The sequence below is a fragment of the Noviherbaspirillum sp. Root189 genome, assembly GCF_001428545.1.
Lineage (GTDB): Bacteria > Pseudomonadota > Gammaproteobacteria > Burkholderiales > Burkholderiaceae_D > Noviherbaspirillum.
The window spans coordinates 118,099-138,259 of sequence record NZ_LMHZ01000023.1 but is presented as its reverse complement, the minus strand read 5'-3'; the positions used below and the strand labels follow the sequence as shown (position 1 = coordinate 138,259).

20 protein-coding genes are annotated in these 20,161 nt (G+C 56.7%); 18 read left to right on the top strand and 2 right to left on the bottom strand.

Features of this window, described 5'->3' with window-relative positions; genetic code table 11:
• Positions 1–5 precede the first annotated feature (5 nt).
• The 14 genes from ASE07_RS14965 to ASE07_RS14900 all read left to right on the top strand — a co-directional run bounded on the left by ASE07_RS14965 (position 6) and on the right by ASE07_RS14900 (position 14,768).
• A complete protein-coding gene (locus ASE07_RS14965) occupies positions 6–602 on the top strand; it encodes an NADH-quinone oxidoreductase subunit C (protein WP_057291631.1) in 597 nt (198 codons plus the stop codon).
• The gene (locus ASE07_RS14960) at positions 602–1,855 is read left to right on the top strand and encodes an NADH-quinone oxidoreductase subunit D (RefSeq protein WP_057291630.1); all 1,254 of its coding nucleotides are present in this window, start codon (positions 602–604) and stop codon (positions 1,853–1,855) included. The genes ASE07_RS14965 and ASE07_RS14960 overlap by 1 nt, the downstream gene beginning before the upstream one ends.
• Positions 1,856–1,888: 33 nt before the next feature.
• Positions 1,889–2,368 carry an NADH-quinone oxidoreductase subunit NuoE gene (gene nuoE, locus ASE07_RS14955; protein ID WP_082584188.1) on the top strand — a complete coding sequence of 160 codons (480 nt, stop codon included), beginning with the start codon at positions 1,889–1,891 and terminating at the stop codon, positions 2,366–2,368.
• Positions 2,365–3,660: an NADH-quinone oxidoreductase subunit NuoF gene (gene nuoF, locus ASE07_RS14950; RefSeq protein ID WP_057291628.1), complete on the top strand. Its 1,296-nt coding sequence runs from the start codon at positions 2,365–2,367 to the stop codon at positions 3,658–3,660. The genes nuoE and nuoF overlap by 4 nt, the downstream gene beginning before the upstream one ends.
• 98 nt (positions 3,661–3,758) lie before the next feature.
• On the top strand, positions 3,759–6,095 hold the full coding sequence (gene nuoG / locus ASE07_RS14945) for an NADH-quinone oxidoreductase subunit NuoG (RefSeq protein ID WP_057291627.1): 2,337 nt from the start codon (positions 3,759–3,761) through the stop codon (positions 6,093–6,095).
• The gene (nuoH, locus tag ASE07_RS14940; RefSeq protein WP_057291626.1) at positions 6,095–7,162 is read left to right on the top strand and encodes an NADH-quinone oxidoreductase subunit NuoH; all 1,068 of its coding nucleotides are present in this window, start codon (positions 6,095–6,097) and stop codon (positions 7,160–7,162) included. The genes nuoG and nuoH overlap by 1 nt, the downstream gene beginning before the upstream one ends.
• 18 nt (positions 7,163–7,180) lie before the next feature.
• Positions 7,181–7,669: an NADH-quinone oxidoreductase subunit NuoI gene (gene nuoI, locus ASE07_RS14935; protein WP_057291625.1), complete on the top strand. Its 489-nt coding sequence runs from the start codon at positions 7,181–7,183 to the stop codon at positions 7,667–7,669.
• Positions 7,670–7,714: 45 nt separating this feature from the next.
• Positions 7,715–8,374: an NADH-quinone oxidoreductase subunit J gene (locus tag ASE07_RS14930; RefSeq protein ID WP_057291624.1), complete on the top strand. Its 660-nt coding sequence runs from the start codon at positions 7,715–7,717 to the stop codon at positions 8,372–8,374.
• 12 nt (positions 8,375–8,386) lie between these two features.
• Positions 8,387–8,695, top strand: a complete 309-nt coding sequence (gene nuoK, locus ASE07_RS14925) for an NADH-quinone oxidoreductase subunit NuoK (protein ID WP_057291623.1) — start codon at positions 8,387–8,389, stop codon at positions 8,693–8,695.
• A gap of 27 nt (positions 8,696–8,722) precedes the next feature.
• Entirely contained in the window at positions 8,723–10,777 is a 2,055-nt protein-coding gene (nuoL, locus tag ASE07_RS14920) for an NADH-quinone oxidoreductase subunit L (RefSeq protein WP_057291622.1), read from the top strand.
• A gap of 27 nt (positions 10,778–10,804) precedes the next feature.
• Complete coding sequence (locus tag ASE07_RS14915) at positions 10,805–12,295, top strand: NADH-quinone oxidoreductase subunit M (protein WP_057291621.1); 1,491 nt, start codon at positions 10,805–10,807, stop codon at positions 12,293–12,295.
• Between the two features lie 46 nt (positions 12,296–12,341).
• Positions 12,342–13,823: an NADH-quinone oxidoreductase subunit NuoN gene (nuoN, locus tag ASE07_RS14910; protein ID WP_057291620.1), complete on the top strand. Its 1,482-nt coding sequence runs from the start codon at positions 12,342–12,344 to the stop codon at positions 13,821–13,823.
• A 16-nt stretch (positions 13,824–13,839) separates the two neighbouring features.
• Entirely contained in the window at positions 13,840–14,145 is a 306-nt protein-coding gene (locus ASE07_RS14905) for a DUF2818 family protein (protein ID WP_057291619.1), read from the top strand.
• Between the two features lie 68 nt (positions 14,146–14,213).
• Positions 14,214–14,768 (top strand): NUDIX domain-containing protein, encoded by a 555-nt coding sequence (locus ASE07_RS14900; RefSeq protein WP_057291618.1) that lies wholly within the window; start codon positions 14,214–14,216, stop codon positions 14,766–14,768.
• 143 nt (positions 14,769–14,911) lie between these two features.
• On the opposite strand, the gene ASE07_RS14895 is transcribed toward ASE07_RS14900, so the two are convergent.
• Positions 14,912–16,588 (bottom strand): electron transfer flavoprotein-ubiquinone oxidoreductase, encoded by a 1,677-nt coding sequence (locus tag ASE07_RS14895; protein ID WP_057291617.1) that lies wholly within the window; start codon positions 16,586–16,588, stop codon positions 14,912–14,914.
• A gap of 164 nt (positions 16,589–16,752) precedes the next feature.
• On the opposite strand from ASE07_RS14895, the gene ASE07_RS14890 reads away from it, so the two are divergent.
• Together ASE07_RS14890 and ASE07_RS14885 are read left to right on the top strand one after the other, a co-directional pair.
• The gene (locus ASE07_RS14890; RefSeq protein WP_057291616.1) at positions 16,753–17,529 is read left to right on the top strand and encodes an SDR family oxidoreductase; all 777 of its coding nucleotides are present in this window, start codon (positions 16,753–16,755) and stop codon (positions 17,527–17,529) included.
• Between the two features lie 89 nt (positions 17,530–17,618).
• Positions 17,619–18,032 carry an acyl-CoA thioesterase gene (locus ASE07_RS14885; protein WP_057291615.1) on the top strand — a complete coding sequence of 138 codons (414 nt, stop codon included), beginning with the start codon at positions 17,619–17,621 and terminating at the stop codon, positions 18,030–18,032.
• 58 nt (positions 18,033–18,090) lie between these two features.
• Here ASE07_RS14885 and ASE07_RS14880 read toward each other — a convergent pair whose 3' ends face one another.
• Entirely contained in the window at positions 18,091–18,651 is a 561-nt protein-coding gene (locus ASE07_RS14880) for a PAS and helix-turn-helix domain-containing protein (RefSeq protein WP_057291614.1), read from the bottom strand.
• Between the two features lie 124 nt (positions 18,652–18,775).
• On the opposite strand from ASE07_RS14880, the gene ASE07_RS14875 reads away from it, so the two are divergent.
• Positions 18,776–19,474, top strand: coding sequence for a CoA transferase subunit A (locus tag ASE07_RS14875; RefSeq protein WP_057291613.1), 699 nt, complete (start codon positions 18,776–18,778; stop codon positions 19,472–19,474).
• A gap of 14 nt (positions 19,475–19,488) precedes the next feature.
• Positions 19,489–20,142: a 3-oxoacid CoA-transferase subunit B gene (locus ASE07_RS14870; protein ID WP_057291612.1), complete on the top strand. Its 654-nt coding sequence runs from the start codon at positions 19,489–19,491 to the stop codon at positions 20,140–20,142.
• Positions 20,143–20,161 lie beyond the last annotated feature (19 nt).

The window sequence follows — 20,161 nt, the reverse complement described above, 5'->3', positions numbered from 1 at the left end:
GTGATATGACGACGAAAATTGAAACCCTCGAAGCTGCCTTGCGTAACGCGCTTGGTAGCCAGATCCAGGACCTGAAGGTGGCACTGGGCGAAGTGACGGTGGTTGTCGGTGCTTCCGATTATCTGTCCGCGATGCGTGTACTGCGTGATCATGCCGATCTGCGCTTTGAAGAGTTGATCGACCTGTGCGGCGTGGACTACTCGACCTATGGCGATGGCGCCTGGGACGGTCCGCGTTTTGCCGCCGTCAGCCACCTGCTGTCGGTCACTCACAACTGGCGTCTGCGCGTACGCGTATTTGCACCAGATGACGAAATGCCTGTGGTGGCCTCGTTGGTCGATATCTGGTCCGCCGCAAACTGGTATGAGCGTGAAGCGTTCGACTTCTTCGGCATCCTGTTCGAAGGCCACAACGACTTGCGCCGCATCCTCACCGACTACGGCTTCATCGGTCATCCGTTCCGCAAGGACTTCCCGGTATCGGGTTACGTCGAAATGCGCTACGACCCCGAACAGAAGCGCGTAATTTACCAACCCGTAACGATTGAGCCGCGTGAAATCGTTCCGCGTGTGATTCGTGAAGAGAAGTACGGGATGAAATAATGGCTGAGATTAAGAATTACACCCTGAACTTTGGTCCGCAGCACCCGGCAGCGCACGGCGTGCTGCGTCTCGTGCTGGAACTGGACGGTGAAGTGATTCAGCGAGCCGACCCGCATATCGGCTTGCTGCATCGCGCGACGGAGAAGCTGGCCGAGCAGAAGACCTTCCTGCAGTCCGTGCCCTACATGGACCGCCTGGACTACGTGTCGATGATGTGCAATGAGCACGGCTATGTGCTCGCCATCGAAAAGCTGCTGGGTATCGAAGTCCCGCTGCGCGCGCAGTACATCCGCGTCATGTTCGATGAGATCACGCGCATCCTGAACCACTTGCTGTGGATCGGCGCGCACGGTCTCGACGTTGGTGCCATGGCGGTCTTTCTCTACGCGTTCCGTGAGCGCGAAGACTTGATGGATTGCTACGAAGCCGTGTCAGGTGCACGCATGCATGCGGCGTATTACCGTCCGGGCGGCGTTTATCGCGATCTGCCTGATACCATGCCGCAGTACAAGGCGTCGGTAGTCCGTAATGAAAAGGCCATTCGCCAGCTCAACGAAAACCGCCAGGGTTCGCTGCTGGATTTCATCGAAGACTTTACCAATCGCTTCCCGGGTTACGTCGATGAATACGAGACATTGCTGACCGATAACCGCATCTGGAAACAGCGCCTCGTCGGTATCGGCGTTGTAACGCCCGAGCGTGCGAAGGCCATGGGTTTTACCGGGCCGATGTTGCGTGGTTCCGGAATTGCATGGGATTTGCGCAAGAAGCAGCCGTACGAAGTGTATGACTTGCTCGACTTCGATATTCCGGTTGGCGTGAATGGCGACTGCTATGACCGTTACCTGGTGCGTGTTGAAGAAATGCGCCAGTCCAACCGTATCATCAAGCAATGCATTGAGTGGCTGCGCAATAACCCGGGCCCGGTCATGATCGACAACCACAAGGTCGCACCGCCGTCCCGCGTGAACATGAAGTCGAACATGGAAGAGTTGATCCATCACTTCAAATTGTTCACGGAAGGCTTTCATGTTCCGGAAGGCGAAGCGTATGCCGCGGTGGAACATCCGAAAGGCGAGTTCGGCATCTACTTGATTTCGGACGGCGCGAACAAACCCTACCGCATGAAGATCCGTGCTCCGGGTTTCCCACACCTGCAAGCACTGGACGAGATGGCCAAGGGCCACATGATTGCAGACGCAGTAACGATCATCGGCACGCAAGACATCGTGTTCGGTGAGATTGACCGATAACCGCGCATACATTGCGCACGGATGGCTGACGATATGCTGTTAAGTCAAGAAGCGTACAAAAAAATCGATCGCGAACTCGCGAAATTCCCTGCTGATCAAAGGCAGTCCGCCGTCATGGCGGCGCTGGCGATCGCGCAGGATGAAAAAGGCTGGCTCCCGCCGGAAGTGCTGCTCGACGTTGCCAAATACATCGGCATGGCGCCGATCGCGGTGCAGGAAGTCGCCACGTTTTACAACATGTACAACACCAAGCCGGTAGGCAAGTACAAGATCTCGGTCTGTACCAACCTGCCGTGCCAGCTCTCGGGCGGTGAAAAAGCTGCTCACCACCTCAAAGAGCGTCTCGGAATCGACTACAGGGAAACCACCGCTGACGGCCAGTTCACACTGGTCGAAGGCGAATGCATGGGCGCTTGCGGCGACGCACCCGTCATGCTGGTGAACAACAAGCGCATGTGCAGCTTCATGTCGAATGACAAAATTGATGCGCTGGTAGAGGAATTGAAGAAATGACCAGCCTGCATAACCGCCATATCAATCCGCTGATCCTGGCCGACCTCGATGGCAATAACTGGCACCTCGCTGATTACGTCAAGCGCGGTGGCTATGAAGCGCTCAAGCGCATCCTGAACGAAAAGATCGCGCCGGAACAGGTCATCGCCGAACTCAAGGCGTCATCTTTGCGTGGCCGCGGTGGTGCCGGCTTTCCGACGGGCCTGAAGTGGAGCTTCATGCCGCGCCAGTTCCCGGGCCAGAAATACCTGGTCTGCAACACCGACGAAGGCGAACCGGGCACGTTCAAGGATCGCGACATCATTCGCTACAATCCGCATGCCCTCATCGAAGGCATGGCCATCGGCGCGTATGCAATGGGCATCACGGTTGGCTACAACTATATCCACGGTGAAGTCTGGGCCGAATACGCACGCTTTGAGGAAGCCATTGAGGAAGCACGCGCCGCGGGCTACCTCGGTGACAAGATCATGGGCAGCGATTTCAACTTCCAGTTGCATGCTTTCCATGGGTATGGCGCTTATATCTGCGGCGAAGAAACCGCGCTGCTCGAATCACTGGAAGGCAAGAAGGGCCAGCCACGTTTCAAGCCGCCTTTCCCGGCAAGTTTTGGCCTGTATGGCAAACCGACCACGATCAACAACACCGAAACCTTCGCGGCGGTGCCGTTCGTCCTGCGCATGGGCGGCGAAGCCTACGCGGCACTGGGCAAGCCCAATAACGGTGGCACCAAGATTTTCTCGATGTCCGGCGACGTGGCCCGTCCTGGCAATTACGAGGTTCCGCTCGGCACGCCGTTTGCCAAGTTGCTGGAACTGGCCGGTGGCATGCGAGACGGCAAGAAGATCAAGGCCGTGATTCCAGGCGGCTCGTCGATGCCTGTGCTGGCTGGTGATGTGATGATGGCGACCGACATGGATTACGACTCGATCGCCAAAGCAGGGTCGATGCTCGGCTCCGGCGCGGTGATCGTCATGGACGAGACGCGCTGCATGGTCAAGTCGCTGTTGCGCCTGTCGTACTTCTATTACGAAGAATCCTGTGGTCAGTGCACGCCATGCCGTGAAGGTACCGGCTGGCTTTACCGCATGGTGCATCGTATCGAACACGGCCAGGGCCGTGCGGACGACCTTGACATGCTGAACTCCATTGCCGACAACATTCAGGGGCGCACGATTTGTGCACTCGGCGATGCGGCGGCGATGCCGGTTCGTGCGATGGTCAAGGTTTTCCGCGACGAGTTTGAGTACCACATCGAGCACAAGCGCTGCATCGTTCCGGCTTACGTCTGACGGAAGTACGCAATACCCGGTACGCAGCGCGTTGCGTTCCCGAATTCGATTACAAGCGGTACGTATAACGTACCCTACAAATACTTAGGCAAATAGCCATGGTTGAAATTGAAATTGACGGCAAAAAAGTAGAGGTGCAAGAGGGCAGCATGGTGATGGACGCTGCCAACAAGCTCGGCACCTATATTCCGCACTTTTGCTATCACAAAAAACTGTCGATTGCGGCTAACTGCCGCATGTGCCTTGTCGAAGTCGAGAAGGCACCCAAACCCTTGCCCGCGTGCGCGACACCGGTCACCAACGGCATGATCGTTCGCTCCAACAGCGAAAAGGCGGTCAAGGCGCAGAAGAGCGTCATGGAGTTCCTGCTGATCAATCACCCGCTGGATTGCCCGATCTGCGATCAGGGTGGCGAGTGCCAGTTGCAGGATCTGGCTGTTGGTTACGGTCCGTCCGCGTCCCGCTACGAGGAAGAGAAGCGCGTCGTCGTCCCCAAGGATGCCGGTCCTCTGATTTCCATGCGTGAAATGGCGCGCTGCATTCATTGCACACGCTGCGTTCGTTTTGGCCAGGAAGTCGCCGGCGTCATGGAGTTCGGCATGCTGAACCGCGGCGAACATTCCGAAATCACGACTTTCGTCGGCAATAGTGTCGACTCCGAATTGTCGGGCAACATGATTGACCTGTGCCCGGTCGGCGCGTTGACGTCCAAGCCATTCCGCTACAGCGCCCGTACCTGGGAGTTGTCCCGTCGCCGTTCGGTCAGTCCGCACGACGGCTTGGGCTCGAACCTCATGGTGCAGGTCAAGGGTGGTAAAGTCATGCGCGTTCTGCCGCTCGAGAATGAAGCAGTCAACGAATGCTGGTTGTCGGACAAGGATCGCTTTTCCTATGAAGGCCTGTACAGCGCCGACCGTCTGACCGTTCCAATGATCAAGCAGGACGGCAAGTGGCTGGAAACCGACTGGCAGACTGCGCTTGAGTATGTTGCCCATGGTTTGCGTAACATTCGCCACGAGCATGGCGCCGATGCGATTGCTGCACTGGCCGCACCCTATTCGACACTGGAAGAACTGACCCTGCTGCAGAAGCTGGTACGTGGCCTCGGCTCCGACAACGTGGACTTCCGACTGCGCCAGTCCGACTTCAGCCTTGACGGCAAAGTCACTCCCTGGCTTGGTATGTCGATCGACGAATTCGGCCAGGCACAACGCGCGTTCGTGATCGGCTCCTTCCTGCGCAAAGATCATCCCTTGCTGGCCGCTCGTCTGCGCCATGCCGCCAAGCGTGGTGCCAAGGTCAGCATTCTGAACGCAACCGACGACGAGCTGCTGTTGCCGATCGCCAATCGCATGATCAAGGCACCGTCCGAATGGCTGTCCGGATTGAGTGAAGTTGTGGTCGCCATCGCTGCCGCCAAGGGAATCGCGGCACCGGCCGGCTTTGCCGGTATCGAACCGGGTGAAGTCGCCAAGGGCATCGCGGCCAGCCTGTTGTCCGGCGAACGAAAAGTAGTCGTTCTCGGCAATGCCGCTGCCCAGCATCCGCAAGCGTCGCAGCTACACGCTGCAGCCCAATGGATTGCGCAGAACACGGATGCCAAATTCGGTTACCTGACCGAAGCAGCCAATACGGTCGGCGGTTATATCGCCAACGCAATTCCCGGCAAAGGTGCCAACGCACTGCAAATGTTTGCACAGCCGCGTAAGGCCTATGTCGTGATGCACGCCGAGCCGGAGTACGATTGCTACGATCCGCAGGCGGCACGCGCCGCACTGAATCAGGCTGAAATGGTTGTCGTCATGTCGCCGTACAAGCACGGCGCCGAGTATGCCGACGTACTGCTTCCGATTGCGCCGTTCGCTGAAACTGCCGGCACCTTCGTTAACTGTGAAGGCCGTGCCCAGGGCTTCAACGGCACCACCAAGCCACTCGGCGAAACACGCCCGGCATGGAAGGTCCTGCGTGTCCTCGGCAACCTGCTCGATATCGGGGGCTTCAACTACGATACTTCCGAACAGATCCGCGTCGAGGTGCTCGGTACCAAGATGGCAGAGGAAGCCGATCTCGGCAGCAAGTTAAACAATGTGGTCAACACAACGCTGCAGGCGGCAAAGCCGAGCGAGGCTACGGAACTTGAGCGTATTGCCGATGTGCCGATCTACTTTACAGACGCCATCGTGCGTCGCGCCGAGTCGCTGCAATTGACGACCGATGCCAAGGCACCGAAAGCGTCGGTTTCAGTAATTCTCGCGGAGCAGCTTGGCCTTGCAGAAGGCGCGCAACTCAAGATCATGCAAGGGCAGGGCAGCGCCGTATTGCCGGTCGCTATCGATGTCACCTTGCCCGCCAACGTGGTCCGTGTCTCAGCCGCACACCCGAGCACCATCGGTCTCGGTGGCATGTTCGGCCCCATCAGTGTGGAGAAAGCGTAATGGATCAGCTGTTCCTGAACATTAACAGCACCGGCCAGAACCTCTTCGGGATGGTGTGGCCGCTGATCTGGACCATGGTCAAGATCGTCGTGATTGTCTTGCCGCTGATGGGTTGTGTTGCCTACCTGACGCTGTGGGAACGCAAGATGATCGGATGGATGCACATCCGCCTTGGCCCGAACCGTGTCGGTCCGGCCGGCTTGCTGCAGCCTATCGCGGACGCACTGAAGCTGCTGCTCAAGGAAATCGTCGTTCCTGCGCGCGCCAACAAGGCATTGTTCGTGATCGCCCCGATCATGACCATCATGCCTGCACTGGCGGCATGGGCAGTGATTCCATTCGGACCCGAGACCGTACTGGCCAACGTCAATGCCGGTCTGCTGTTTGTGATGGCAATTACTTCGATGGAAGTCTACGGCGTGATCATCGCCGGCTGGGCATCCAACTCGAAGTACGCTTTCCTTGGCGCCATGCGCGCATCGGCACAGATGGTGTCCTATGAAATCGCGATGGGTTTTGCCCTGGTTATCGTCCTGATGGTTTCCGGCAGCCTGAACATGACCGAGATCGTCATGGTACAGAGCAGGGGCTTTTTCGCTGACAAGGGTCTGACCTTCCTGTCCTGGAACTGGCTGCCGTTGCTGCCGATTTTCGTGATCTACGTGATCTCGGGCATCGCGGAAACCAACCGCCATCCGTTTGACGTCGTCGAAGGCGAATCAGAGATCGTCGCCGGACACATGGTGGAATATTCGGGCATGTCGTTCGCGATGTTTTTCCTCGCCGAATACGCGAACATGATCCTGATTTCCATGCTCGCATCGCTGATGTTCCTCGGCGGCTGGGCTGCGCCGGTGTCCTTCCTTGATTTCATCCCGGGCTGGATATGGCTCGGCATCAAGACATTCTTCGTTGTATCGCTGTTCATCTGGGCACGTGCTTCGTTCCCACGTTACCGCTACGATCAAATCATGCGTCTCGGCTGGAAAGTGTTTATTCCGCTGACGCTGGCTTATCTGGTGATCGTGGCGGCCTGGATACAGTCACCCTGGAACATTTGGAAGTAAAGAAAGAGGCTGATCGCTATGGAAGCCATCAAAGATTTTTTCGGCAGCTTGATGCTGCGAGAACTGCTCAAAGGACTGGCTCTGACCGGGCGTTATATGTTCGCCCGTAAGATTACCGTGCAGTTCCCGGAAGAGAAGACCCCCTTGTCGCCACGTTTTCGTGGCTTGCATGCACTGCGTCGTTATCCTAACGGCGAAGAGCGCTGCATCGCGTGCAAACTGTGTGAGGCAGTCTGCCCGGCAATGGCCATTACGATCGAATCGACGGAGCGCGACGACGGTACACGCCGTACCACGCGTTACGACATCGATCTGACCAAGTGCATTTTCTGCGGCTTCTGCGAAGAATCCTGCCCGGTCGACTCGATTGTCGAAACCGATATCCTCGAATACCACGGCGAAAAGCGTGGCGACCTCTACTTCACCAAGGAGATGTTGCTCGCGGTTGGCGATCGTTATGAAAAGGATATCGCAGCTGCCCGCGCAGCCGATGCTGCATACCGTTGATTTAGGCTGTCCTGGCCTGCGTAAAGCTGACTCACTTGGTCGATTATGGAATTTAAAACTGCTTTGTTCTACGCGTTCTCGGCGATTCTGATTTTCGCCGCGATCCGCGTCATCACCGCCCGGAACCCGGTACATGCCGCACTCTTCCTGGTCCTGTCGTTCTTCTCTGCCGCCGCGGTCTGGCTGCTGTTGAAAGCGGAATTCCTTGCCATTGTTCTCGTCCTCGTCTATGTGGGCGCGGTGATGGTGCTATTCCTCTTTGTGGTGATGATGCTGGATATCGATATCGGTAAAATGCGGGAAGGCTTCTGGGGATATCTCCCGCTCGCCGCTCTTGTTGGTGTCCTGATCGTGCTGCAGATGGCAGCCGTCCTGCTGCATGGCTTCTGGGCTCCCGAAACACAGGTGCCGGCGGTATCGGCCCACCTTGGTGATACCAAGGAACTCGGCAAGCTCATCTATACGCAGTACATCTACGCGTTTGAAATCGCTGCCGTGGTGTTGCTGGTCGCTATCGTCGCAGCCGTTGCGTTGACTCTGCGCCGTCGCAAGGACAGCAAGTATTTCAATCCGGCAGATGCGGTCAAGGTCAAGCGTAACGACCGTATCCGTATCGTCAGCATGAAGGCTGAGTCCGAGCGTGCCAACGGCGGCGGCAGTATCGGCGGTGTGCAGCCGGCTGCACCGGCCGCAGAAAAACAATAAGGGGAAACCACCGTGGCAATATCGCTCGCTCATTATCTGATTCTCGGCGCGATCCTCTTTGCGATCTCGATCGTGGGTATTTTTCTGAACCGCAAGAACATCATCGTGTTGCTGATGGCAATCGAACTGATGCTGCTGGCGGTGAACATGAACTTCATCGCCTTCTCGTATTACCTGGGCGATGCGGCCGGGCAGATTTTCGTTTTCTTCATCCTGACTGTGGCTGCCGCGGAATCCGCGATTGGTCTTGCCATTCTGGTGGTGCTGTTCCGTAACCTGGACACCATCAATGTGGAAGATCTCGACAGCCTCAAAGGTTAATCACAAAAATAACGGATAAGGTCCATCATGGCGGGGCAACTTAACCCACACGTACTCTTGGCTGTGCCGCTGGCACCCCTCGCAGGTTCTGTAATTGCAGGCCTGTTCGGAACCAAGTTTTTCGGCAACAAGATCGGCCGCACAGCGTCACACTCAGTGACGATCCTGGGCGTGCTGGTCGCGCTCATCATTTCCATCCAGACGCTGATGGCGGTCATGGAAGGTGCGACGTTCAACGGCACCATCTATAACTGGATGACAGTCAACGGCCTCAAGCTGGAGATCGGCTTCATGGTCGACAGCCTGACCGCGATGATGATGTGCGTGGTGACCTTCGTGTCACTGATGGTGCATATCTACACAATCGGCTACATGGCGGACGACGAAGGTTATAACCGCTTCTTCTCCTACATTTCCCTGTTCACGTTCTCGATGCTGATGCTCGTCATGAGCAACAACTTCCTGCAACTGTTCTTCGGCTGGGAAGCCGTGGGTCTGGTGTCCTACCTGCTGATCGGCTTCTGGTACACCCGTCCGACGGCGATCTACGCGAACATGAAAGCCTTTCTGGTCAACCGCGTCGGTGACTTCGGCTTCATCCTCGGCATCGGCTTGCTGCTCGCCTATGCCGGCTCCATGAACTACACGGAAGTGTTTGCCAAGCGCGAAGAACTTGCCAAATTGCTGTTGCCAGGCACCGACTGGATGCTGATCACGGTTGCCTGTATCTGCCTGTTCATCGGCGCGATGGGTAAGTCGGCGCAGTTCCCGTTGCACGTCTGGCTGCCGGATTCGATGGAAGGCCCGACGCCGATTTCCGCGCTGATTCACGCGGCGACGATGGTGACCGCCGGCATCTTCATGGTGGCGCGCATGTCTCCGCTGTTCGAACTGTCCGATACCGCGTTGTCCTTCATCCTCATTATCGGTTCGATCACCGCGCTGTTCATGGGTTTCCTGGGCATTATCCAGAACGATATCAAGCGCGTGGTGGCGTATTCAACGCTGTCCCAGCTCGGCTACATGACCGTGGCGCTCGGCGCATCGGCCTACTCGGTTGCGGTGTTCCACCTGATGACCCACGCTTTCTTCAAGGCACTGCTGTTCCTGGGCGCCGGCGCGGTGATCATCGGCATGCACCACGATCAGGACATCCGCAACATGGGCGGTCTGCGCAAATATATGCCGATCACCTGGATTACTTCGCTGCTGGGTTCGCTCGCACTGATCGGTACCCCGTTCTTCTCTGGCTTCTATTCGAAGGACAGCATCATCGAAGCGGTGCACGACACCCACATCTTTGGTTCGGGCTTCGCCAACTTCGCTGTCCTGGCCGGCGTATTCGTCACGGCTTTCTATTCGTTCCGGATGTACTTCCTGGTGTTCCACGGGGAAGAGCGTTTCGGCAAGGCGCACAACCATCATCATGACGCCCACGAAGAGCATGATAATGCTCACGATGCGCATCACCACCATGGCCTCGCTCCGGGCGAGAAGCCGCATGAGGCGCCCGCTGTAGTGACCTTGCCCCTGATTCTGCTGGCCATTCCTTCAGTTGTGATCGGCGCGATCGCCATTGGTCCGATGCTGCATGGTGATTTCTTCAAGAATGTCATCTTCGTTGGTGAATCTCATCATGCGATGCGTGCATTGACTGAAGGATTCCATGGCGCTGTCGCAATGGGCATCCATGGATTGAGTACAGCGCCATTCTGGCTGGCATTGGCTGGCGTAGTGTCCGCCTATTACTGCTACATGGTAAATCGCAAGGTGCCTGCCTGGTTCTACAAGCATTTCCATGGCATCTTTACGATCCTGGATAACAAGTACTACATGGACAAGATCAACGAAGTCGTGTTTGCCTCCGGCGCACGCCTGCTGGGAGGCGGGCTGTGGAAGGTGGGTGATCGCGCGATCATTGATGGACTGTTCGTGAATGGAAGCGCGAAGGCAGTGGGCTGGTTCTCCGGGATGATCCGCCACCTGCAGTCCGGTTATATCTATCACTACGCTTTTGTGATGATTCTCGGTGTGCTGGGTTTCCTGATTTATTTCATGCCGTTCCCGTCGTTTGCCAAATAAGTTGGCGAAGTAAAGCAAATAAAAACCATGATGCAGTCAACTTTTCCTCTTCTGAGCCTCGCGATCTGGTGTCCGATCGCGTTTGGTCTGTTCGTACTGGCATTCGGCCGGGACGAAAACCCCGGCCTGGTGCGCGGTGTGTCGCTGATCGGTTCGATTGTCAGCTTCCTCGTCACCTTGCCCTTGTATAACCAGTTCGACAAGGCCGCTCACGGCATGCAGTTCGTCGAAAAGGCAAGCTGGATCGAACGCTTCAACGTTCAATACCTGCTCGGCGTCGACGGCATTTCCGTCTGGTTTGTCCTGCTCACCGCATTCATCACGGTGATCGTGGTCATCGCAGGCTGGGAAGTCATTGAAAAGCGGGTCGCCCAGTACATGGGCGCGTTTCTGATTCTGTCGGGCCTCATGATCGGCGTCTTCTGCGCCCTCGACGGTTTGCTGTTCTATGTGTTCTTCGAAGCGACCCTGATCCCGATGTTCATCATCATCGGCGTGTGGGGCGGCGCAAATCGCGTGTATGCGGCGATCAAGTTCTTCCTGTACACGCTGCTCGGCTCACTGCTGACGCTGGTTGCCATCCTGTACCTGTACTTTACTTCCGGCGGCAGCTTTGAAATTCTGACCTGGCACAAGCTGGCGTTGCCAATGAACGTTCAGGTCCTGATCTTCCTGGCTTTCCTGATGGCCTTTGCAGTCAAGGTGCCGATGTGGCCGGTGCATACCTGGCTGCCTGACGCCCACGTGGAAGCACCGACCGGCGGCTCTGTCGTACTGGCTGCAATCATGCTGAAACTTGGTGCGTACGGCTTCCTGCGGTTTTCGCTGCCTATCGCACCGGACGCCAGCCACTACCTGTCCGGCTTTATCATCACGCTGTCGCTGATCGCCGTTATCTATATCGGCCTGGTTGCGCTGGTGCAGACCGACATGAAAAAGCTGGTTGCCTACTCATCGATTGCGCACATGGGCTTCGTCACTCTCGGTTTCTTCATGTTCAACCCGATGGCGGTGCAGGGCGGCATCGTGCAAATGATTTCTCACGGTTTCGTTTCCGGCGCGATGTTCCTTTGCATTGGTGTGTTGTACGACCGTATGCATTCCCGCCAGATCGCCGACTACGGCGGCGTGATCAATACCATGCCGCGCTTTGCCGCCTTCTTTGTCCTGTTCTCGCTAGCCAACAGCGGTTTGCCAGCGACATCCGGCTTTGTCGGCGAGTTCATGGTGATCCTTGGCGCGGTCCAGTTCAATTTCTGGATCGGTTTGCTCGCAGCCACTGCACTGATCTTTGGTGCCGCCTATTCGTTGTGGATGGTGAAGCGGGTGGTGTTTGGTGAAGTCGGCAATGAGCATGTGGCCGCACTAAAAGACCTGAACGGCCGTGAATTCCTGATGCTTGGCGTACTGGCGATTGCCGTATTGGCGATGGGCCTGTATCCGGCGCCGTTCACCGACGTCATGCAAATTTCCGTCGACGACCTGCTCAAGCATGTCGCCGTTTCCAAGCTGCCTTAAGCTTTGTTGGCGAATGACTACGTGAACGCATAATAGCGACGACAAGATGAATACCGTAAATCTCGTACCGGCTTACCCGGAAATTTTCCTGCTGATCGCGACGTCGGCAATCCTGCTGATCGATATGTTCATGGCGGATGCCAGGCGCAATGTCACCTATGCGCTGACGCTTGTCACATTGGCGGTGTGCATTGCCATGAACGCGGCCGATTACGCTAACCCGACCGTCTACACCTTCAACAACATGTTCGTGTCCGACGCGATGTCGAACCTGCTGAAGATCTTTTCGTATATCGCAGTCGGCGTGACGCTGATCTACTCGCGCCAATATACGACCGAGCGTGGCATGCTTGGGACCAACGTCGGTGGTGAACTGTATGCACTGGCATTGTTCTCGCTGCTCGGCCAGATGGTTATGATCTCGGGTAACAACTTCCTGATCATCTATCTCGGTGTTGAACTGATGTCCCTGGCGACTTACGCCATGGTTGCTCTGCGCCGCGGCAATGCTGTGTCCACTGAAGCAGCGATGAAATATTTCATCCTGGGTGCATTGTCATCCGGCTTCCTGTTGTACGGCATGTCCATGTTGTACGGTGCCACCGGTTCGCTTGACCTGACCGAAGTGGCGAAAGCGACCGCGTCCGGTACCGCGAACAAGACCGTTCTGGTGTTTGGCCTGGTCTTTCTCGTCTCTGGCCTGGCATTCAAGCTTGGTGTGGTGCCGTTCCACATGTGGGTGCCTGACGTCTACCAGGGCGCGCCGACTTCCGTGACGCTACTGCTGGGTGGCGCACCAAAGCTTGCCGCGTTTGCAATCTGCATCCGCCTTTTGGTGGAAGGCCTTTTCCCGTTGGCGATTGACTGGCAGCAGATGCTGACTGTCCTTGCAGTGCTGTCGATGGCCGTTGGTAACATCACGGCGATTGTGCAGACCAACATCAAGCGGATGCTCGCATATTCCACAATCGCACAAATGGGCTTCATGCTGCTGGGCCTGCTGGCTGGCGTGGTGGACGGGAACGTGTCGTCCGCTGCCAACGCGTACAGCTCCGCAATGTTTTATTCGGTTGCCTATGTATTGACAACTCTTGGCACCTTCGGCCTGGTCATGCTGCTGGCGCGCTCCGGTTTTGAAGCAGAAAGCATTGACGATTTCAAGGGCCTGAATCAGCGCAGCCCATGGTTTGCATTTGTCATGCTGATTCTGATGTTTTCACTGACCGGTATTCCGCCGACAGTAGGCTTCTACGCCAAGCTCGCCGTGCTCCAGGCCGTGCTGGCGACGGGCCAGGTATGGTTGGCTGTTGTGTCGGTGCTGCTGTCGCTGATTGGCGCCTTCTACTACCTGCGCATCGTCAAGGCCATGTATTTTGAGGACCCGGTCGACACGGCAAAGATTCTCGTGCCAAACGATATGCGGGTCACCCTCAGTGCCAATGGCCTGGCAGTACTTCTTCTCGGTATCCTGCCGGGTCCGTTGATGGCAATCTGTGCAACCGCCATCGTCAAGACGTTGACGTCCTGAGAAACGGCTGATAAAAGTGGATGTTTCGCTTTCCAGCTGGTTTGTGATCCTGTTGGCGGTGGTTGCCGCCAACCTGCCTTTCATCAATGAGCGTCTGTTCGCCGCGCTGCCTTTCGGGCGGCCGGTGAAATCCTTGTGGCTGCGTTTGCTTGAGCTGATCGTCCTTTATTTCGTCGTTGGCGGCCTTGCTTACCTCCTTGAGTCACGTATCGGCAACGTCTTTCGGCAGAACTGGGAATTCTATGCAATCACCGGCTGCTTCTTCCTTGTTCTCGCCTTTCCCGGTTTCGTCTTTCGTTACCTTCGCAAGCGTCACGGTTGATCTCCTGTAATGCCTGCGTGGCAACGGGCAGTACAATAGGCGCTTTTATTGCCTGTACGGAGTTTTACGTGGACTTGCATTTGAAGGAAACCCAGATCGACAGCGAAGTGGCTTATGAGGGGCATTTCCTCAAGGTCCAGCGCGACACGATCGAACTGCCCGACGGCAAACGCTCCAAGCGCGAGTACATCAAGCATCCGGGCGCGGTAGTTATCCTGCCTGTACTTGATGACGGCAGCATCCTGCTGGAGCGTCAGTTTCGCTATCCCTTGCACAATGTGTTTATCGAATTCCCCGCCGGGAAAATCGATCCCAATGAAGACCCGCTAGATTGCGCCAAGCGTGAACTGCAGGAGGAGACAGGCTATACCGCCAGCGAATGGCATTTCGTCTGCACCATTCACAACGCAATCGCGTATTCCGATGAGCATCTTGATATCTTCCTGGCGCGTGGATTGACGGCTGGGCAAGCAAAGCTGGATGACGGAGAGTTCCTTGATACCTTTACCGCGACAGTCCCGGAAATGCTGGCGTGGGTAAAGGAAGGCAAAATTACCGACGTAAAGACAGTAATCGGGACGTTCTGGCTCGAAAGGATTTTGAACGGCCAGTGGAAGCTCTGATTGGCGTCCATACGGCGCGCGCTCCGCAACGCGTAAAACATGTATGTCATCGCGTTGTGAAAAGGATCGTCAGGTTTTTGTGTAGTCGAACCCTGTAAAAAGAAAGAGCCGCAAATGCGGCTCTTTTTTACGCTATCCCGATCTTACATATTCGGATAGTTCGGTCCGCCGCCGCCTTCCGGCGTGACCCAGACAATGTTCTGCGTCGGATCCTTGATGTCGCACGTCTTGCAGTGCACGCAGTTCTGCGCATTGATCTGCAGTCTTTCATCGCCCGCGTCATTCTTCACGAATTCATACACGCCGGCAGGGCAGTAACGCTGCTCCGGTCCCGCGTATCTCGCCAGGTTGATGTTGACCGGCACGCTCGGATCCTTCAGTGTCAGGTGCACCGGCTGCTCTTCCGCATGGTTGGTGTTGGAGATGAACACCGATGACAGGCGGTCGAACGTCAGCTTGCCATCTGGCTTCGGATAGTCGATCGGCTTGAAGTCCGAAGCAGGGCGCAGGCATTCGTGATCCGCATGCTTATGCTTGAGCGTCCACGGCGCCTTGCCACGGAACAGGACCTGGTCGATGCCGACCATCAGCGTTCCCTTGTACAGTCCCTGGGACATGAACGGCTTGAAGTTTCGCCCCTTGTACAACTCTTCGTAGAGCCAGGACTTGTTAAATGCTTCGGGGAAGGCGGTCAGCTCATCCTGCGCACGGCCATTGCCTAAGGCCTCGAACGCCGCTTCGGCAGCCATCATGCCGGTCTTCATCGCTGAATGGCTGCCCTTGATGCGAGAAGCGTTCAGGAAGCCCGCGTCACAGCCGATCAATACGCCGCCGGGGAAGGTCAGCTTGGGCAGGGATTGCAGGCCGCCGGCCACCAGCGCCCGCGCGCCATAGGAAATGCGCTTGCCGCCTTCGAAGTACTTGCGGATTTCCGGATGGGTCTTGTAACGCTGGAATTCCTCGTACGGCGACAGGTAGGGGTTCTGGTAGGCCAGACCCACCACGTAGCCCACCGCGACCTGGTTATTTTCCAGGTGGTACAGGAAGGAGCCGCCATAGGTGTCGGCATCGAGCGGCCAGCCAGCGGTATGGATCACCAGGCCCGGCTTGTGCATCTTCGGATCGATTTCCCACAATTCCTTGATACCGATCGCGTAGGTCTGCGGATCGGCATCCTTGTTCAGGTGGTACTTGGACATCAGCTGCCTGCCCAGATGGCCACGTGCGCCTTCTGCAAAGAAGGTGTACTTCGCATGCAGCTCCATGCCGAGCTGGAAGGCATCGGTCGGATTGCCATGGCGGTCGACGCCCATGTTGCCGGTAGCGACACCCTTCACCGAGCCGTCTTCGTTGTACAGCACTTCGGCCGCAGGGAAGCCGGGGAAGATTTCCACGCCCAGCGCTTCGGCCTGCTGACCCAGCCAGCGCACCACATTGGCCAGCGAAATCACATAGTTGCCATGGTTCTGGAAGCAGGCCGGCAGCATCCAGCCGGGTGTCCTGGTGGCTTTCTTTTCCGTCAGGAACAGGAACTGGTCTTCGGTGACCGGGGTGTTGAGCGGCGCGCCCAGTTCTTTCCAGTTCGGGAACAGTTCATTCATGGCGATGGGATCCATCACCGCGCCGGACAGGATATGCGCGCCGACTTCGCTGCCTTTTTCCAGCACGCAGACGGAAACCTCATTGCCTTTTTCCGCTGCCAGCTGCTTGAGGCGGATCGCAGCCGACAGGCCAGCCGGGCCGCCGCCGACGATGACCACATCGTATTCCATCGCTTCGCGCGGGCCGTATTGTTCTATCAGGTTCTGGGTCTGCGTCATGGGTCTCACCAAGGTAGTTTAAAATTATCGAACGAACGTGCTAATTGTCGTGGATTTTGCGTGAGAACGCTAGACGCCACACTCTAATTGCCGCTCTTTCATGTAATGATAGCGTCTTGTGCCTTGCTACATAGTCAATCGACCGACAAAAACAGGAGAAAGTTGTGGGGATCGAAGTAAATTTTGAAGGAAAAATTGCGCTGATCACTGGAGCATCGAGTGGTCTTGGTGCGCGGTTCGCCAAAGTCCTTGCCCAGGCAGGCGCACAGGTCGTCCTGGCATCGCGCCGCGTTGAGCGCCTGAAGGAACTGCGCGCCGAAATTGAAGCCAGTGGCGGGGCAGCACATGTTGTTGCTTTGGATGTGACCGATTACGCCAGCATCAAGTCGGCAATTGCCCATGCCGAAACGGAAGCTGGGCCAATCGATATCCTCGTTAACAACTCCGGCGTTTCCACGACGCAGCGCCTGGTGGATGTTACCCCGGAAGACTATGCCTTCGTGATGGATACCAATCAGCGCGGGGCCTTCTTTGTCGCGCAAGAGACCGCCAAGCGCATGATTGCACGTGCCAAGGGCGATCCCAAGAAACAGCACCGCATCATCAATATCGCGTCCGTAGCGGGCCTGCGTGTCCTGCCGCAAATCGGCATCTACTGCATGAGCAAGGCCGCAGTGGTCCACATGACCAAATCCATGGCGGTCGAGTGGGGGCGGTACGGCATCAATGTCAACGCGATTTGCCCCGGATACATCAGCACGGAAATCAATGAGGATTACTTTGCGACTGAACAGGGCCAGAACCTGATCAACATGCTGCCCCGCAAACGTCTTGGCCGACCGGAAGACCTCGATGGCTTGTTGCTGTTGCTGGCGGGCGAGGAAGCGCGCTTCATGAACGGCGCAATCGTTGCTGCCGACGACGGCATGGCTGCCCAGTAAATATCCTCTCTGACGCCTCAATCGTGGCGGACGACAAGGTCGCCATGGTGGGGCACTTCTCCTGAAATACACTTTTCCTTACGAAGACAATGACTCAGAAAAAGCTCGTACATACCATGCGCATGCCGATTCGCTGGGGCGATATGGATGCGATGGGGCATGTGAACAATACGGTTTATTTCCGCTATCTCGAATCGGCGCGGATTCAATGGTTCACGGAAATCGGCTGCGAACCGGACCTGACCGGCGGCGGACCAGTCATCGTCAATGCGCGCTGCACCTTCATCAAGCAACTGAAGTATCCCGGCGATATTGAGGTAGCGACCTTTGTCGGTGGACCGGGGCGTTCGAGTTTTGAGACCTACCATGAAATTCGCCGTGTCGATCAACCGGAAGTCTTGTCGGCAGAGGGCGGTGCCAAAGTGGTATGGGTAAATTTCCCCCAGGAAAAATCAATGCCACTTCCGGATCGTATCCGTGCACTGCTCGCCGATCCGGAATGAACCGACTGCGCCACCGCCGACATCAAGGGTAGCCCAGTTTTACAGTCACAAGATTCTGTCAGCTGGTGACACCGACCAGCCGGTGAACCAGTTCGCTGGACGTTGATGCCGAAAACTTGCGCATCAGCTTGGCACGGTGCATTTCCACCGTGCGCGGGCTGAGTCCGACCTGACGGGCAATCAGCTTGCTGGTTTTTCCTTCCACCAGCAGTGCCGCGATTTCACGTTCGCGTGGTGTCAGTTCCGCCGTTACCGGGCGCTTGGCGCTCAGGTCTTCAAAAGTCCAGATGCCTGCCGCATGCGGGTCGTCATGCGTCAAAGAGCGCCCGCTCACATGGCACCAGAATAGCTCCTGGTTGGCACGCTTCATGATGCGCTCGTCGGAATAGTGTCCTTTGGCGCTCATGATGGGTACGATGCGGGCGCCAGTGCGTTCGAATTCGTCCAGCGTCGGGTACAGCACGAGAAAGGATTCGCCGATGAGTTCTCGCGCCTGGTAGCCGAACATCCTTGCCAGCGCTTCATTGCAGGCCTGGATCACCCGATGGTGGGAAACGCACATGCCCACCGGAGCGTTCTGGAATATAGTCTCGTAATCTATTGTCGGTAATGCGCTCATGAGGAGTGGGGCGCTTATAGTGTGCTGAAAATTGGTATTTTTACGGTATTGCACGGGCAAGTCCACCATCTTATGCTGACGGGCAGCCTACGGGTACTTTACACAACACAAGAAGAGGGTCGGAATGAATAAAGTTTATCCTGATGCCGCCAGCGCGCTGGCGGGTATCGTCAAGGACGGGCAGACGATCGCGGTAGGTGGCTTCGGCCTGTGCGGTATCCCCGAAGCGCTGATTGCAGCGCTGCGTGATTCGGGCGTGCAGAACCTGACCGCGATTTCGAACAACGCCGGTGTCGACGGCTTTGGCCTCGGCCAGTTGCTGACCACACGCCAGATCAAGAAAATGATCGCGTCCTACGTTGGTGAAAACAAGGAGTTCGAGCGTCAGTATCTGGCAGGCGAACTCGAACTGGAATTCACCCCGCAGGGTACGCTCGCTGAAAAGCTGCGTGCAGGCGGTTCGGGTATCCCGGCCTTCTTTACCAAGACCGGTGTGGGAACGATCGTTGCCGATGGCAAGGAAGTGCGCGAGTTCGATGGCGAACAATACGTGATGGAGCGCTCGCTGGTCGCTGACGTATCGCTGGTCAAAGCTTACATGGCTGATAAGGTCGGCAACCTGGTGTTCCGCAAGACAGCGCGCAACTTCAATCCGAATGTCGCCATGGCCGGCAAGATCACCGTGGTCGAAGTCGAAAAGCTGGTCGAAACCGGCGAACTCGATCCCGACCAGATCCATACACCGGGTATTTTCGTGCACCGCATCGTTGTCAATGCGACGCCGGAAAAGCGTATCGAACAACGCACCGTGCGTGCAAAGTAATTCGGAGAACGAACATGGCATGGACACGTGATGAAATGGCCGCGCGCGCGGCGAAGGAACTGCAGGACGGCTTTTATGTGAACCTCGGTATCGGCTTGCCGACACTGGTGGCGAACTATGTGCCTAACGATATGGAAGTCTGGCTGCAGTCGGAAAACGGCCTGCTCGGCATCGGCCCGTTTCCGACTGACGACGCGGTGGATGCGGACCTGATCAACGCCGGCAAGCAGACGGTCACATCGCTGCGCGGCTCATCGTTCTTCAGTTCGGCGGATTCGTTTGCGATGATCCGCGGCGGCAAAATCAACATCGCCATTCTGGGAGCGATGCAGGTAAGCGAAACGGGCGACCTCGCCAACTGGATGATTCCTGGCAAGATGGTCAAAGGGATGGGCGGCGCGATGGACCTGGTCGCCGGTGTAGGTCGCGTAGTTGTCCTGATGGAGCATGTCGCCAAGGCCAAGGATGGAACGACTTCGCACAAGCTTCTCAAAAAATGCGATCTTCCACTGACAGGCGTCGGTGTTGTCGACCGCATCATCACAGACCTGGGTGTGATAGATGTGACCGATAAGGGACTCAAACTGGTTGAACTGGCACCTGGCGTCACGGTGGAAGAGATTGTTGAAAAAACCGGTGCTGAGCTCGATACCTCGGCAGTACGCTAAACAGTTGGTAGAGTCTGTC

Bases quoted from the DNA above. Each gene is read 5' to 3' on its own strand.
- nuoH (WP_057291626.1), top strand. From the start codon at position 6,095: ATGGATCAGCTGTTCCTGAACATTAACAGCACCGGCCAGAACCTCTTC.
- ASE07_RS14915 (WP_057291621.1), top strand. From the start codon at position 10,805: ATGATGCAGTCAACTTTTCCTCTTCTGAGCCTCGCGATCTGGTGTCCG.
- ASE07_RS14875 (WP_057291613.1), top strand. From the start codon at position 18,776: ATGAATAAAGTTTATCCTGATGCCGCCAGCGCGCTGGCGGGTATCGTC.
- nuoI (WP_057291625.1), top strand. From the start codon at position 7,181: ATGGAAGCCATCAAAGATTTTTTCGGCAGCTTGATGCTGCGAGAACTG.
- ASE07_RS14965 (WP_057291631.1), top strand. From the start codon at position 6: ATGACGACGAAAATTGAAACCCTCGAAGCTGCCTTGCGTAACGCGCTT.
- ASE07_RS14885 (WP_057291615.1), top strand. From the start codon at position 17,619: ATGACTCAGAAAAAGCTCGTACATACCATGCGCATGCCGATTCGCTGG.
- ASE07_RS14870 (WP_057291612.1), top strand. From the start codon at position 19,489: ATGGCATGGACACGTGATGAAATGGCCGCGCGCGCGGCGAAGGAACTG.
- nuoG (WP_057291627.1), top strand. From the start codon at position 3,759: ATGGTTGAAATTGAAATTGACGGCAAAAAAGTAGAGGTGCAAGAGGGC.
- ASE07_RS14880 (WP_057291614.1), bottom strand. From the start codon at position 18,651: ATGAGCGCATTACCGACAATAGATTACGAGACTATATTCCAGAACGCT.
- ASE07_RS14960 (WP_057291630.1), top strand. From the start codon at position 602: ATGGCTGAGATTAAGAATTACACCCTGAACTTTGGTCCGCAGCACCCG.
- ASE07_RS14930 (WP_057291624.1), top strand. From the start codon at position 7,715: ATGGAATTTAAAACTGCTTTGTTCTACGCGTTCTCGGCGATTCTGATT.
- nuoF (WP_057291628.1), top strand. From the start codon at position 2,365: ATGACCAGCCTGCATAACCGCCATATCAATCCGCTGATCCTGGCCGAC.
- nuoE (WP_082584188.1), top strand. From the start codon at position 1,889: ATGCTGTTAAGTCAAGAAGCGTACAAAAAAATCGATCGCGAACTCGCG.
- nuoL (WP_057291622.1), top strand. From the start codon at position 8,723: ATGGCGGGGCAACTTAACCCACACGTACTCTTGGCTGTGCCGCTGGCA.
- ASE07_RS14895 (WP_057291617.1), bottom strand. From the start codon at position 16,588: ATGACGCAGACCCAGAACCTGATAGAACAATACGGCCCGCGCGAAGCG.
- nuoN (WP_057291620.1), top strand. From the start codon at position 12,342: ATGAATACCGTAAATCTCGTACCGGCTTACCCGGAAATTTTCCTGCTG.